This window comes from Bacillus cereus group sp. MYBK5-2 (genome assembly GCF_051915685.1).
GTDB lineage: Bacteria > Bacillota > Bacilli > Bacillales > Bacillaceae_G > Bacillus_A > Bacillus_A cereus.
In genome coordinates, this window is the sequence record NZ_JBQAFE010000001.1 from 281,902 (window position 1) to 296,650 (window position 14,749).

A 14,749-nucleotide genomic window follows, 5' to 3' on the forward strand; every position below is an offset into this window, starting at 1 on the left:
CTTTTAAGGACTACATAAATCCCTTTGACCAAATATGTAATTCTTTGTAAAATGTTATATATGGAAAGATTATGAATATACAGGAAATCTATGGTTAGTAGATTTTAATAAATTATTCGGGGGAAATTTATTAATTAAGTATATTAACTTTTTCACATTAAATTTTACAACTAAAGGGGTAGTAGTAATCATGAAGGCAAAGAAATTAGTAAGTTTAGCATTACCAGTTATGTTATTGAGCGGTTGTATTACAATTGAAACGGATGGTAAGAAAGCTAATGAACCAAAGAAAGAAGAAACACAACAGGTAGAGAAAGAAAATAAGGCTTCTGAAAAAGAGAGTAAGTCAACTGATAGCAAGAAAGAGGATAGCTTATCTGTAGCGAAAGGTGAAGGTACAAACAGTAGTTCATCAAGTAGTCAACCAAGTTCTTCTTCAAATAATTCAACTTCTTCACCTGGTAAGGTAACTGGTTCAGATGTTGAAAGGTACAAGGCAGATATCATAAATAGTGCTACTCAAATTGAAGATACAATGAAATTAATTGAAGGAATAGCAGATTCAGACGTAAAATCATATAAACAAAAGAAAAGTGAAGTACAACTAAGTTTAGGTGGAGCAAAGGCAACAACGAAGAAACTGAAGAATTTACAAGCGCCCCCTGAGTTACAGGGAGAACAGGCGAAGATAAAGCAATCGATGGAACTGTATGCGGATTGTTTTCAACTTCTCTTTGATGCATTGGACCAAGAAGACGAAAGTAAAATGCATCAATCAGTAAGTAAAGCACAAGAAGGTTCGAAACTGTTTGAAGAGGCAGCGAAGAGTATCGGTAGCAAAACCAACTAAGAATAAATTATTTTAAGAGGTACTTGTGGGTGCAGTTGGTGCAAGTGAAGAGTTAGGAATTAGTTATGGAAACACATTACAAATTTATCAAATGGACGATAATGTTCGTATTCGATATGTAAAACAATAAATAATTGGTGAAAAACTCTGTAATAAATTTTACAGGGTTTTTTGTTAGTTCTAGTTTATTTTTTTGTCTTCCTAAGCGCTAAGCATACTAGTATAAGTTGAGAAATGAACAAGAAGATTTGATGGGGAATATTGAATTTCCGATAAAAAATAACAATAGTAGACGCGTTTTTTCACGGTTTAAATCATAGTAACTGTAACCATCTAAAGCCCAATTCATACACTATGATGGAGGCTTTTTACTTCATAACCGGATGAAAAAGGAGTGTAATCATGAAGAAACGTACTGTTAATGAAGCAGGAAGGAATGTGCCACAACCAATCCGCAGCGACGGAGCAGGTGCGATTGATTCTGGACCTCGTAATGTTATGCGGGATATTCAAAATCCGAATATGCTTGTTCCGCCTATAACGGATGCAGGGTTAGTTCCTAACTTGAAGTTTTCATTCTCGGACACTTCTATGATTTTGAAACAAGGCGGGTGGTCTCGGGAGATTACTGTTCGAGAACTACCGGTTTCGACGACGATTGCAGGAGTAAATATGAGTTTAACGGCCGGTGGAGTACGAGAACTACATTGGCATAAAGAAGCGGAATGGGCGTATATGCTTTTAGGACGGGCACGCATAACGGCTGTTGATCAAAATGGACGGAATTTTATTGCTGATGTTGGACCAGGTGATCTTTGGTATTTTCCGCCTGGTATTCCGCATTCCATTCAAGGGTTGGAACATTGTGAATTTCTACTCGTTTTCGATGATGGACATTTTTCTGATTTATCTACTTTAGCTATTTCTGATTGGTTTGCGCATACGCCAAAAGAGGTGTTGTCGGCTAATTTTGGAGTACCTGAGAGTGCTTTTCGTTCTATCCCTTCAGATCAAGTTTATATTTATCAAGGAGAGGTGCCAGGTTCCCTTGAAAGTCAGGAAGTTCAATCACCGAAAGGAGAAGTTCCTTTAACATTTAAACATGAATTGTTAAAACAAAAGCCGATTAAGACGCCTGGTGGTAGCGTTCGAATTGTAGATTCCACAAATTTCCCTATTTCCAAAACAATCGCAGCAGCGCTCGTTGAGGTTGAGCCTGGTGGAATGAGAGAACTTCATTGGCACCCGAATAATGATGAATGGCAATATTATTTGACAGGGGAAGCGAGAATGACTGTGTTTCTTGGAAATGGTACCGCTCGTACATTTGATTATAGAGCTGGCGATGTCGGATATGTACCGTTTGCGACGGGGCATTATATTCAAAATACAGGTACCGAAACATTATGGTTTTTAGAGATGTTCAGAAGCAATCGTTTTGAAGATGTATCGTTAAATCAATGGATGGCACTGACTCCTAAAGAAATAGTGGAGAGTAATATACATGTTGGCCCGCAAGTAATGGATTCTCTGCGTAAGAAGAAGTGGCCTGTTGTGAAATATCCGGGGTTTTCATATAGTCCGAAAAATGATGAGTAAAAATGAAAATTTGCGTTATTCTTTCTGGAGACTGATAAGAAGGGATGGCGTATTTTTTATGCCTAATCTAGTCTTTATCCCGCTATTTGTCGGGCAGTAAGACCCACCTCAAAATTCAGCTGAAGTAAAGAAGTTAGGTGGGGCGCGGGCTGTCCGTAAAAGCCCGATTAGTGAGGGCTGATTAAAGTTTCACTTTATTAGTATCCGTCCCTTGTATTATTGTTCGGGAAATTATTATTGGAGCATAGTATAGGGAAGATACATATAAAAGAGCGCCATTATAAGCTGTAACGTATAAGTTGTGCAGGAAATGCAACGATAACTCGCTTTACTCTTCATCATTTATTTGAACATAATGGGCATAGAGAGGTGATAAACACAGTATGATTTTTAGTGAGCGTTTAAAAGAAGAAAGGGAAAAAAGAAATTGGTCGCAAAATGATTTGGCTGAAAAACTTCATGTGAGCAGGCAATCTGTTTCGAAATGGGAGACGGGAAAGAACTATCCGAGCATTGAAATTATTATTCATTTAAGTGATCTGTTCGGTATTACAATTGATGAACTGCTAAGGAGTGATGAAGAATTGACGCAGAAAATAATTGAAGATAGTAAACAATTAGCATATCCAAAATGGAAGTTGTTTTTCGATAGTCTATTCACGCTTGGAGTATTTTTGTTTCTTATCAAAATCGTTGTATGGATGCTAAATAAGTTTGCAGGAGCAAGTATTACAATTGTAGCAGATGCGCCATATGTAATGAATCTTTTGCCCCTTGTATTCATGATTATAGGTGGTATAGGTTCCGATAAGTTGAAGAAAATATATAAATAGAGGAAAGATTTGAAAGAAATCCCCAACACTGGCTGTTCTTTTCACTTAAATTGTGTACTATAAAGGATAGGATGACATAAAGAAGGGGACATTTAGAATGGAATTTCATGAACAGAAGATTTTGCCGGCAGTGAGGCAAATTAAAGATTTGGAAAAGCTATTACATAGTTCGTATGAATATATCGTTATTTTAGATATTCATGTCGGTCAATTGAAGAGTGTTATATCGCTTGCGAAGCAATATTGTAAAAAGGTGTTTTTACATGTGGATTTAATTCATGGTTTGCAGAGTGATGGGCATGCGACGGAATATTTATGTCAGGAGTTTAGACCGTACGGGTTACTTTCAACAAAGGCGAGCGTTATTATGAAGGCGAAGCAAAAAGGTGTTGTGGCAATACAACGCATCTTTTTAATCGATTCGAGTGCGATGGAGAAGAGCTGCAATCTTTTAGATAAGACGAAACCGGATTATATTGAGGTACTTCCTGGAGCATTAACGGATGTTATCGCTGAAGTGAAAGAGCGTACTGGTGTACCGATTTTAGCAGGTGGTTTTATTCGTACTGTAGAAGATGTGGAAAGAGCATTAAACGCTGGTGCGACAGCAATTACGACATCAAAACGTGAACTATGGAAACATTACCAAAAAAAGTGACGAAAATGTGAAAAAATTCTGTTGACACCGCTTTCATAAGAGGTTAACATTATAGACAAGTTAATAAACGTGACGGAGAAAAGTAGAGATCCACATTTCATTGTTTCTATATAAATTTATATAGAAGCGTGCAAAGCTGTGGGTCTTTTTCTTTTGACAAAAACGAATGGCCATTCATTTTACCTCTATCACATTTGGAAGCGTTTAAATTGATTGTGGAGGGATACTATGTCAGCATTTTTAGGAGAGTTAATAGGGACTGCGTTGTTAATCGTACTTGGTGGCGGCGTTTGTGCTGGTGTAAGTTTAAAGAAATCGTTTGCGAAAGATTCAGGTTGGATTGTTATTACAATGGGCTGGGGCTTAGCAGTAGCGGTTGCAGCGTATGCGGTTGGATCAATTAGTGGGGCACATTTGAATCCAGCTTTAACGATAGGATTAGCATTTAAGGGAGCGTTCCCATGGAGTGACGTACCAGGTTATATCGTAGCACAAATGATTGGGGCAATTATCGGGGCAGTTATCGTATATTTACATTACTTACCACACTGGAAAGAAACAGAAGATCCAGGAACAAAGTTAGGTGTATTTGCAACAGGTCCAGCAATTCCGAACACATTTGCAAACCTTTTAAGTGAAATGATTGGAACATTCGTTTTAGTATTTGGTATATTAGCAATTGGTGCAAATAAATTTGCAGATGGATTAAATCCATTTATCGTAGGTTTCTTAATTGTAAGTATTGGTTTATCATTAGGTGGGACAACAGGATACGCAATTAACCCAGCGCGTGATTTAGGTCCGCGTATCGCACACTTCTTCCTTCCGATTGCAGGAAAAGGCGGTTCAAACTGGAAGTATGCATGGATTCCAGTAGTTGGTCCAATTTTAGGTGGATCACTTGCAGGTTTATTCCATCAAGTTGTATTTGAAGGAAAACAAAATTCAGCACTTATTTATGTGATTATCGCAACTGTGATTGTACTAGCAATCTCTTATATGACAAGTAAAAAAAGCGGAAGCAATACAAATAGTAGAAAAGTAGCATAAGGGGGAAACCGATATGAAAAAATATATTCTTTCATTAGACCAAGGAACAACAAGCTCACGCGCAATTCTTTTCAATAAAAAAGGTGAAATTGTTCATTCAGCTCAAAAAGAGTTTACACAACATTTTCCAAAGCCGGGCTGGGTAGAGCATAATGCACAAGAAATTTGGGGATCTATTTTAGCAGTTATCGCAACTTGCTTAAGCGAAGCGGATGTAAAACCAGAACAAATCGCTGGTATCGGTATTACGAACCAACGTGAAACAACGGTTGTATGGGATAAAACAACTAGTAAACCAATTTACAACGCAATCGTATGGCAATCTCGCCAAACAGCTGAAATTTGTGATGAGTTAAAAGAAAAAGGTTATAGCGAAATGGTTCGCGAAAAAACAGGTCTTTTAATTGATGCATACTTCTCTGGTACGAAAGTAAAATGGATTTTAGATAACGTTGAAGGTGCAAGAGAGAAAGCAGAAAACGGCGATCTATTATTCGGAACAATTGATTCGTGGCTTGTATGGAAACTATCTGGTGGTAAAGCACACGTAACAGATTACTCAAACGCATCACGTACGTTAATGTTTAACATTCACGACTTACAGTGGGATGATGAGCTTCTAGAAATGTTAACAGTACCAAAGAGCATGCTTCCAGAAGTGCGTCCATCATCTGAAATTTACGGAGAAACAATTGATTACCACTTCTTCGGCCAAAATGTACCGATTGCAGGTGTAGCTGGTGACCAACAAGCAGCATTATTTGGACAAGCTTGTTTCGGTGAAGGTATGGCGAAAAATACTTACGGAACTGGTTGTTTCATGTTAATGAACACTGGTGAAAAAGCAGTAGCTTCTGAGCACGGCCTATTAACAACAATTGCATGGGGAATAGATGGTAAAGTAAACTACGCATTAGAAGGAAGTATTTTCGTAGCAGGTTCTGCAATTCAGTGGTTACGCGACGGAATGCGCATGTTTAAAGATGCAAGTGAGAGTGAAGTATATGCTTCTCGCGTTGAATCAACTGACGGTGTATACGTTGTACCAGCATTCGTTGGACTAGGAACACCTTATTGGGATAGTGAAGTACGCGGCGCTATGTTTGGTGTAACACGCGGTACGACGAAAGAGCACTTCATTCGTGCAACGCTAGAATCTTTAGCTTACCAAACGAAAGATGTATTATGCGCAATGGAAGCAGATTCAGGTATTGAACTGAAAACATTACGCGTTGATGGCGGAGCAGTTAAAAATAACTTCTTAATGAAGTTCCAAAGTGATATTTTAGATGTTCCTGTAGAGCGTCCAGTGATCAATGAAACAACAGCTTTAGGTGCAGCATACTTAGCTGGTCTTGCGGTTGGATATTGGAAAAACCAAGATGAAATTAAAGAACAGTGGCATATGGACAAACGCTTTGAGCCAACGATGGAAGCGAAAACAAGCGAAGAGCTATATGCTGGATGGAAAAAAGCAATTGAAGCAACAAAAGCTTTCAAATAATCATAAACAGTGTTATAATGGTGACAAGTTAATAATTCGGTAGGAGATTTGGAGAGACCACAACGCGCTATAGAGGCGAAATCTATAGCGGAGTTTGTGGTCTCTTTTTTCGTTATCAAAGGGAGGAATTACCATGAAATTTTCAAGTAAACAACGTAAAGACGTATTAAACGGAGTAAATAAACAAGAGTTAGATGTGATCGTAATTGGTGGAGGTATTACTGGTTCTGGTATTGCATTAGATGGAGCAACACGCGGGTTATCAACAATTGTGTTTGAAATGCAGGACTTTGCAGCAGGTACATCAAGTCGTTCAACGAAGCTTGTACACGGTGGTCTACGTTATTTAAAACAACTTGAAGTGAAAATGGTAGCAGAGGTGGGTAAAGAGCGTGCGATCGTATATGAGAACGGTCCCCATGTAACAACACCAGAGTGGATGTTACTTCCGTTCCATACAGGCGGTACGTTCGGATCATTTAGTACATCAATTGGTCTTCGTGTATACGACTTCTTAGCAGGTGTAAAACGAAGCGAGCGCAGAAAGATGTTTAACCGTGAAGAAACGCTAAACAAAGAGCCTCTTGTAAAAAAAGAAGGATTAAAAGGCGGCGGTTACTACGTAGAATATCGTACAGATGATGCGCGTCTTACAATTGAAGTAATGAAAGAAGCAATTGAGCACGGCGCAAAAGCTGTTAACTACGCAAAAGTAGACAGTTTCTTATATAAAGATGGAAAAGTATGCGGTGTACGTGTAATCGATTTACTAGACGGTGAAGTATACGAAGTTTACGGTAAGAAAATTGTAAACGCAGCTGGTCCTTGGGTAGATACACTTCGTGAAAAAGATAACTCGAAAAAAGGAAAAGTACTTCAGTTATCAAAAGGTGTTCACTTAGTAATTGATCAAAAACGTTTCCCGTTAGGTCAAGCGATTTACTTCGATACACCAGATAAACGTATGGTGTTCGCGATTCCTCGCGGCGGAAAAACATATGTAGGTACAACAGATACGTTCTATGATAAAGACGCAGCTGTACCACAAATGACAACAGAAGATCGCACATACATCATTAATGCGATTAACTATATGTTCCCAAGCGTAAAAATTACGGAAAAAGACATCGAATCAAGCTGGGCTGGTGTTCGTCCGTTAATTTATGAAGAAGGTAAGAGTGCATCTGAAATTTCGCGTAAAGATGAAATTTGGACTTCTGAATCTGGTTTAATTACAATCGCAGGTGGTAAATTAACTGGATACCGCAAAATGGCTGAAATGGTAGTAGACTACGTAACGAACTTACTACAAAAAGAAGGTCATAGCGCATATCCGAAGAGCGACACGAAACATATGCCAATCTCTGGTGGACATGTAGATGGTTCACACGGATTCCCAGCATTCGTTGCGAAAAAAGCTGGCGAAGGTACGAAATATGGTTTAACAACAGCCCAAGCAGAAGAATTCGCGAAATTCTACGGCTCTAACGTTGACGTACTATTTGATTTAGCGAAAAAGCATAAAGACGAAGCGAAAGAATACAACATGCCGCTAGACGTTCTAATCCCACTTGTATATGCAATGGATTACGAAATGACAGCAAAACCAGTTGACTTCTTCGTACGCCGCAGAGGCGCTGTATTCTTCAACATCCACTGGGTATATGAGTGGAAAGAAGCAGTAATCAACTACATGGCTGCGAAACTAGGCTGGAGCAAAGAAGAACAAATGAAATATACAGCTGAACTAGAAAAAGCACTAACAGACGCTGTAATTCCTGTAGATCAACAAGAACAGGCAGCTGCGTTAGCATAAAATAGAGAACCACCTGAAGGGGAGCCTTTAGGTGGTTTTTTGTTTTATTATGCACGCACTAAAACCGTGATTATAAGTAAATAGAGTGTATTAATTTTATTTTGAATATTAAGGTTTCTAATGGGTTTATAAGCTTTTTTGCATAAAATAAAAAAAGACAGAACACTCATGAATTTCTGTCTTGTACAACCATACTTCTATGGTGGTAGTAGATGTGGTTATTGAACAATCAAATCAACAATTTAATTGAGAACCGCCCTTACCTTTTTCGCAAGCAGGGTGTTTTTCACTTTTTGTACTGCACGAAATCATTAAAACGATATGTGAAGTAACAAAGAACAAGAAGGAAACGTATGTTTCAAACGGGGACAGTTAAAATTAAATAAATTTCCATCAAAGAACACTCTTCTATTTTGTACTAGATGATTAGAAGAATTTTTATATTTGAAAATTATAATTAAGTGGGAGTATTCGGATTCTCTTCTGTCAGAATATTTAGATATATGTATCTCTAAAGGGAATTTTAATTTATTTATCCAGATATATAAAATTGAATATTGGAAATTATGTGGAACTTATATACAAATTTTGGTTCGTATTGTAATATCAAGATGTCGCTAATGGAAAAAGTAAAAAAACATATTTTTTGTAAAAATATGTTTTGTGTTGTGAAATATAAATGGCAGGAAAATGGAGTTGATTAATTGGATATTTCGGTAAATAAAGATGTAATTGTATATGAAGAAAATAATGAAATTATTCTAGTGAATATGATTAAAAATAATTTCTATGCATTAGATCACACAGGATCTGAGATTTGGAAGAAAATCGAACTTCTATCAGAAGTAACAAAGATAATTGACTCTATATTTCAAGAGTTTGATGGCGAAAGAGAAGTTATTAAGAATGAAATAATGGATTTTATTTTTAATTTAGAGAAGGCAGGGGTAATTGAGATTGATAAGTAAGTTTAAGAATTTGAATACATACATATACTTGTTAGTATTATTAGTAAAATTCGACATGGAATTATCAAGAAATGGATTTAATAATACATTTAAAAGATATGCATATAAACATCTTGATATAAGGGATATAAAATGGGACAAGGAATCTATAGAAAAAACTAAAAGTGAAATCGAAAGAATATTCCATATATTAGATGTTGTTTGTGTTTGGTATCCAAGAAAGGCCGATTGCATACATAAAACTTTACTAGGGTATAAAATTATTAGAAAAAATTTCGCAATACCAGTTGAGATGGTTATAGGGATTAAAAAATTTCCTTTTGAGGCTCACGCATGGTTACAGTGCAATGGTGATAATTTTTTTGATGACCAAGAAGAAACAAGTCGATATAACATTATATTGGATTCGAGGGAATTAAAGAAGGAGGATTTAAAATGAAATGGTTTTTGGTATCCGTTTCTTCTAAGGAAAAAGATTTTAAAAATCTAAGTATAAAGAATACTATTTTTGATGAATTTAAAATAAAAGTTGAAGAAAATTATGGAATGAAAAATCATTTTGAATTTTTTGCCGCCAATAGCCATAAGAATATAAACACTAAATTTGAATTTGGTGACATATTAATTATTGGGGATATTGTATTACATAACAAAAGAGAGCTTATAAGGAAATATAATCTTTCAATATCGTTAGATGAAGACGTAGAAAGTGAATATATCATTAGTTATTTATACAAAGAAAAAGGGATTGAATTTATAAAAGATTTGGTAGGCGAATTCTCATTTGTACTGTATGATCAAGCGAAGCAAAAAACATTTGCAGTAAGAGATCATATAGGGGTGAAAACTTTATTTTGGGTTAAGCATAAGGATGAATACGTTTTAGCAAGTGATATTTTCTTATTAAAGAGTTACTTTGATTTTAAAGATATAAATTATAACTATTTCAAAGAATTTCATGAGAGAAACGGAATAATTGATACAACAGATACACCCTATAATAATATTTTTAGAATCCCTAGTGGATGTTATTTAAACATAAATCAGGACGTATCTAAAGTGCAAACATATTGGGATTTATCTAAAGTTTCTGGAACAATATTATATAAGACTGAGGAAGATTATTTCAGAAAATTTTCAGATTTATTATTTCAAGCTGTAAAAGATAGGCTAGATAAAGAGGAAGGAAACGCAATAATGTTGAGTGGAGGGATGGATTCTACCTCGTTGTACGCAGCTTCCAAAATTATTGCGAAGGAAGAAAAAAAACTCCATATTTCATCAGTTAGTGCAGTTTTTGATGAATTGAAGAATTGTGATGAAAGAGAATATATTAATGAATTAACTCACAAATATAATGATGAAGGAATATATTTAAATTTAGATAATACATTGATGTTTGAAAAATTCCCTAATGATGACCCTTTTACTTTTGAACCGAATGTAAATTCAATATCTTTTAATTTCACATATAATACTGTGAAAAAATCAGTTGAGAATAACTTAGTTAACATATTGAGTGGCTTCGCGGGTGATCATCTATTAAAAGGTTCCTTACATACAACTCGAGATTTTTTTAATAAAGGACAACTGAAAAAAACATTTTCTTGGATTACTGATTATTCTATAACTACAAATACATCAGCCCTTAAAAATTTTTATAACTGTGTACTATCTCCTGATTTAGCCAAAGAATTTATTGGGAATACAGATAGTAATTATTATAAGTTTATGAATAAAAAAATGAGAAATATTAAACGTTTTCACCAAAAGGAATTATATTACCAAATTACTAATGCTAAAGCGCACTTATATATAGATAGGGTAATAGGTGCTGCAGTAGGTGCAGATATTAGTCATCCGTTTTTAGACAGAAGATTAATCGAATTCGTTTACAAAATCCCCGGTGAATTTAGATTTTCAACTGAAACTACTAAATATATATTAAGAAAATCAATGGAGAAATACTTAACTCCAAATATTGTTAATAAAATTAATAAAACAACCCACTTAGATTATACTTATAAAAGCATTCGAAAGAATTGGGATAAAATATACAGATTAATGGAAAATCCGATGATTGTAGAGAAGCTTAACCTGCTTTCGCATGAAGAGTGGCACGAGGAACTCGCAAAATGGAGAAATGGTCTTGAAAATAGAAAAGATTTTTGGACATTATTTTGTATTGAAATATGGTTTATAAAGTATCAACAAAGATTAAATCAAAATAATTAGTAGAAAATATATCAAATAAATAACACAATATTTTTATATATGAAATTAATGTTAACTAATTTTTTGTGAATTTATAATGAATATATTTAATTAAAATTAGTATAAAACTATTGCGTTATTTATCAAAAAACAATAAGGGAGATTGATTTAAATGAAAACATTTGTAAAACCTTCAATGGTGAATTGTGGTAAAAGTGAAAGTGTAATTAAAGGAGATTGCTCTTGGGGGAAAGAAAATTTCGCATTAGATGAAACAGGAGCGTACTATACGAAAAAAAGAAAATATGTACATGCTGGTTGGCTTCCAGGATATAAAGAAGTATTTAAATGTGCGGTTGTAGATGGTTGTAGTTCTGACTCTAACCAATGCTAAAAATAAATAAATAATTATTTTATTAAGCAAAAATATACAGGTGAATAGCGCAATATGTATATTTATTGGTAACAGATTTTTCGAAATGCACAATATGTCAGGAATGTAATTGAAATATAGTTAGAAATTATTTGAAGTTATTATACTCATAAAACTAAAGGGGATAAGTTAAATGAAAACATTTGTAAAACCTTCAATGGTGAATTGTGGTAAAAGTGAAAGTGTAATTAAAGGAGATTGCTCTTGGGGGAAAGAAAATTTCGCATTAGATGAAACAGGAGCGTACTATACGAAAAAAAGAAAATATGTACATGCTGGTTGGCTTCCAGGATATAAAGAAGTATTTAAATGTGCAGTTGTAGATGGCTGTAGTTCTGACTCTAACCAATGCTAAGAAATAATATGTAATTATTTAGGATTATTATACTTATAAAGTTAAAGGAGATAAGTTAAATGAAAACATTTGTAAAACCTTCAATGGTGAATTGTGGTAAAAGTGAAAGTGTAATTAAAGGAGATTGCTCTTGGGGGAAAGAAAATTTCGCATTAGATGAAACAGGAGCGTACTATACGAAAAAAAGAAAATATGTACATGCTGGTTGGCTTCCAGGATATAAAGAAGTATTTAAATGTGCGGTTGTAGATGGTTGTAGTTCCGACTCTAACCAATGCTAAATAAATTGAAAGATAATCATACCAGCTGTGTAGCTGGTATGATTGCCTAATTTTATAGTTTTTAATGAGAGGAATATTAATCCATTGATAAAACATGTTAATTTACTAAACTGATGAAACAAAAAATGTTTAATTGTTTTTAAATTTATTTTATTAGTATTCATAGGAGAATTTTAATGGTGACTTACCTTTTTATAATAATTTTAATAGTAGCAATTATTACATGCGCATACATATATATCAAAATTAAAAAAAATCAAGATTTTACCGCAAGTATTATGAGTGGATCGGAATTTAGGAAGAAGATTAATGACTATACAGGATATGCTATATGCTCAGATAGAGAAAGCTTTATACATGATTTTAATTTGTTTATAGAGTTGTTAAATATTATTAATAAAGAAAGACGATGTGTTTTAGTAGATTTATCTAATGACACACATGCTTCAACTGAACTAAATATGGAACTTATTAAAATGTTAGACATTAGTTTTATTCCTTCAATTATATATATGAAAAATGGTAAGGAATTAAAAGAAATCATACATTTTGGTGAATTCGAGGAAAACTTCAATAATCAAGAATTTCTGGTAGAACTCAAAAAAAGGTTAGGGCAGGATTAAATTATGGATACAGTTTATCTAATTATGATTAAGATGTCATATGTTATTCTTGGTTTGATTTTTCTAAAAAGTGTTAGAACTAAAGTGAAAAAGCCATTTGCTTATTATATGGCTATGAAAGATTATCAAATAGTTAAAAAAGAAAAATCACTAAATGTTATTACTTCTCTATTAATTGCTTTAGAGCTATTCTTAGCATTGTTATTAATAACTACAATATATTCAAATATTGTTCTAATTATAGGTTTAATAATTCAAGTGTTTTATATATTACTGATAGTAATTAACATAAACAAAGAATTTATAAATAATTGTGGTTGTTTTTCCTTAAATATGCCTAAGAAAGTAACAACAAAAAATTTAGCTGTTAATATTATTTTATTATTATCCATAGTACTGATATATGGTTGTGAGATTAGACTTTTATAATAGACCATATTTTAACATGATATATTATGCAGACTAGTTATCGATTAGGAGGAATTAGGCTTTTGAATGTTATAACATTAATATTTAGTGTGTCTGTAGGATTACTTTTTTTTATTTCGGGTTTGTTTAAATTGATTGCTATAAAAGAAGCATCTCAATCGATTGTTGAAATGAATTTAATGCCTGAAAAATTAGCATCTATATTTGGAATGTTATTCCCTTTTCTGGAGATTTTTTCAGGTGTATCCTTAATTATTTTTAATAATAATATGTTTATTAATATTATAGCGATAGGTTTGATAGTCATGTTTATTTTAATCAACTTCAAAGTAATTGTTGAAAAAAAGCAAAAGAAATGTTTTTGTTTTGGAAAAATAATAGAGACTAAACTTGGTTATGGTGGATTAATTCAATGTCTACTATTATTGCTTAGTATTATTCCAAATATAATATTTAATGGCACAAATTTAAGCACAGTATTGACTCATAAGGAGCATTTAATGTATGGACTAGAAATTATTATAATTTCTGTATTTTGGACAATAACATTAATATTAATTCGATTAATATTTGAAATTATATTTCCTAATAAATTATCTAATTAAGTTGTAATTGGAGGAGCAATAATGGATATAAATCATCAAATAATAATTTCATTACTTATTATTATAACGATACAAACAGCCTTACATATAATTACAATTTTAAAATTAAAATGGGGTCAAGTAGTTCAGGGGGGACTAGAAATCGGAGACAAGATTCCAAACGTTGATTTTAACAATGTTGATGGAGACATAAAGGGGATTTACGATAATGTATTAGGAAATAAAAATACACTTGTTTTTTTAGATCTAGATTGCAAAGAATGTAATAAAGTTTTTAGCTCGTTAGATGTTTTTAATATTAGCTACCTAAGTGAAATTAAACTAGTTTTAATAAAAACAGAAAAAAATTTCAAATATATGAGCAATAGTGTTTATAAGGATAGAGCATTATTTATTGATGAAGATATTATTATTAATAAATTCAATATTGATGTATTTCCTTTTGCAATGAGAGTGGATGAAAGTGGTAAAGTTGAAGAGAATAGTCATATTACTAAAGAAAACTTGATTAACTATATAACTTGAAAAATT

The 14,749-nt window shown here is 33.5% G+C and carries 17 protein-coding genes; all 17 read left to right on the forward strand.

Annotated elements, in window-relative coordinates:
* Positions 1–190 precede the first annotated feature (190 nt).
* The 17 genes from ACTFP3_RS01615 to ACTFP3_RS01695 all read left to right on the forward strand — a co-directional run bounded on the left by ACTFP3_RS01615 (position 191) and on the right by ACTFP3_RS01695 (position 14,743).
* Positions 191–850 carry a DUF7018 domain-containing (lipo)protein gene (locus ACTFP3_RS01615; protein ID WP_000644846.1) on the forward strand — a complete coding sequence of 220 codons (660 nt, stop codon included), beginning with the start codon at positions 191–193 and terminating at the stop codon, positions 848–850.
* Positions 851–1,252: 402 nt separating this feature from the next.
* Entirely contained in the window at positions 1,253–2,449 is a 1,197-nt protein-coding gene (locus ACTFP3_RS01620) for an oxalate decarboxylase family bicupin (RefSeq protein WP_098771954.1), read from the forward strand.
* 383 nt (positions 2,450–2,832) lie between these two features.
* Positions 2,833–3,282 (forward strand): helix-turn-helix domain-containing protein, encoded by a 450-nt coding sequence (locus tag ACTFP3_RS01625; RefSeq protein ID WP_124749364.1) that lies wholly within the window; start codon positions 2,833–2,835, stop codon positions 3,280–3,282.
* A 97-nt stretch (positions 3,283–3,379) separates the two neighbouring features.
* Positions 3,380–3,940, forward strand: a complete 561-nt coding sequence (glpP, locus tag ACTFP3_RS01630) for a glycerol uptake operon antiterminator GlpP (RefSeq protein ID WP_000394285.1) — start codon at positions 3,380–3,382, stop codon at positions 3,938–3,940.
* A 228-nt stretch (positions 3,941–4,168) separates the two neighbouring features.
* Entirely contained in the window at positions 4,169–4,990 is an 822-nt protein-coding gene (gene glpF, locus ACTFP3_RS01635; protein WP_001272200.1) for a glycerol uptake facilitator protein GlpF, read from the forward strand.
* Between the two features lie 13 nt (positions 4,991–5,003).
* Complete coding sequence (glpK, locus tag ACTFP3_RS01640) at positions 5,004–6,494, forward strand: glycerol kinase GlpK (RefSeq protein WP_000760011.1); 1,491 nt, start codon at positions 5,004–5,006, stop codon at positions 6,492–6,494.
* 133 nt (positions 6,495–6,627) lie between these two features.
* Positions 6,628–8,310 carry an aerobic glycerol-3-phosphate dehydrogenase gene (gene glpD / locus ACTFP3_RS01645; protein ID WP_000672831.1) on the forward strand — a complete coding sequence of 561 codons (1,683 nt, stop codon included), beginning with the start codon at positions 6,628–6,630 and terminating at the stop codon, positions 8,308–8,310.
* 704 nt (positions 8,311–9,014) lie between these two features.
* Entirely contained in the window at positions 9,015–9,278 is a 264-nt protein-coding gene (locus ACTFP3_RS01650; RefSeq protein ID WP_000355425.1) for a PqqD family protein, read from the forward strand.
* Positions 9,268–9,717 carry a lasso peptide biosynthesis B2 protein gene (locus ACTFP3_RS01655; protein ID WP_000623755.1) on the forward strand — a complete coding sequence of 150 codons (450 nt, stop codon included), beginning with the start codon at positions 9,268–9,270 and terminating at the stop codon, positions 9,715–9,717. The genes ACTFP3_RS01650 and ACTFP3_RS01655 overlap by 11 nt, the downstream gene beginning before the upstream one ends.
* Positions 9,714–11,513 (forward strand): asparagine synthase-related protein, encoded by a 1,800-nt coding sequence (locus tag ACTFP3_RS01660; protein WP_000870873.1) that lies wholly within the window; start codon positions 9,714–9,716, stop codon positions 11,511–11,513. Before ACTFP3_RS01655 ends, ACTFP3_RS01660 begins: the two co-directional genes overlap by 4 nt.
* A gap of 151 nt (positions 11,514–11,664) precedes the next feature.
* Positions 11,665–11,886: a hypothetical protein gene (locus ACTFP3_RS01665; RefSeq protein WP_000847606.1), complete on the forward strand. Its 222-nt coding sequence runs from the start codon at positions 11,665–11,667 to the stop codon at positions 11,884–11,886.
* A 172-nt stretch (positions 11,887–12,058) separates the two neighbouring features.
* A complete protein-coding gene (locus tag ACTFP3_RS01670) occupies positions 12,059–12,280 on the forward strand; it encodes a hypothetical protein (RefSeq protein WP_000847606.1) in 222 nt (73 codons plus the stop codon).
* Between the two features lie 59 nt (positions 12,281–12,339).
* Positions 12,340–12,561, forward strand: coding sequence for a hypothetical protein (locus ACTFP3_RS01675; RefSeq protein ID WP_000847606.1), 222 nt, complete (start codon positions 12,340–12,342; stop codon positions 12,559–12,561).
* Positions 12,562–12,737: 176 nt separating this feature from the next.
* A complete protein-coding gene (locus ACTFP3_RS01680; RefSeq protein ID WP_000259342.1) occupies positions 12,738–13,184 on the forward strand; it encodes a hypothetical protein in 447 nt (148 codons plus the stop codon).
* 3 nt (positions 13,185–13,187) lie between these two features.
* Positions 13,188–13,613, forward strand: a complete 426-nt coding sequence (locus ACTFP3_RS01685) for a MauE/DoxX family redox-associated membrane protein (protein ID WP_000381999.1) — start codon at positions 13,188–13,190, stop codon at positions 13,611–13,613.
* 62 nt (positions 13,614–13,675) lie between these two features.
* Positions 13,676–14,218, forward strand: coding sequence for a MauE/DoxX family redox-associated membrane protein (locus tag ACTFP3_RS01690; RefSeq protein ID WP_001100995.1), 543 nt, complete (start codon positions 13,676–13,678; stop codon positions 14,216–14,218).
* A gap of 21 nt (positions 14,219–14,239) precedes the next feature.
* Positions 14,240–14,743 carry a hypothetical protein gene (locus ACTFP3_RS01695; RefSeq protein ID WP_000353919.1) on the forward strand — a complete coding sequence of 168 codons (504 nt, stop codon included), beginning with the start codon at positions 14,240–14,242 and terminating at the stop codon, positions 14,741–14,743.
* The last annotated feature ends 6 nt before the right edge of the window (positions 14,744–14,749 follow it).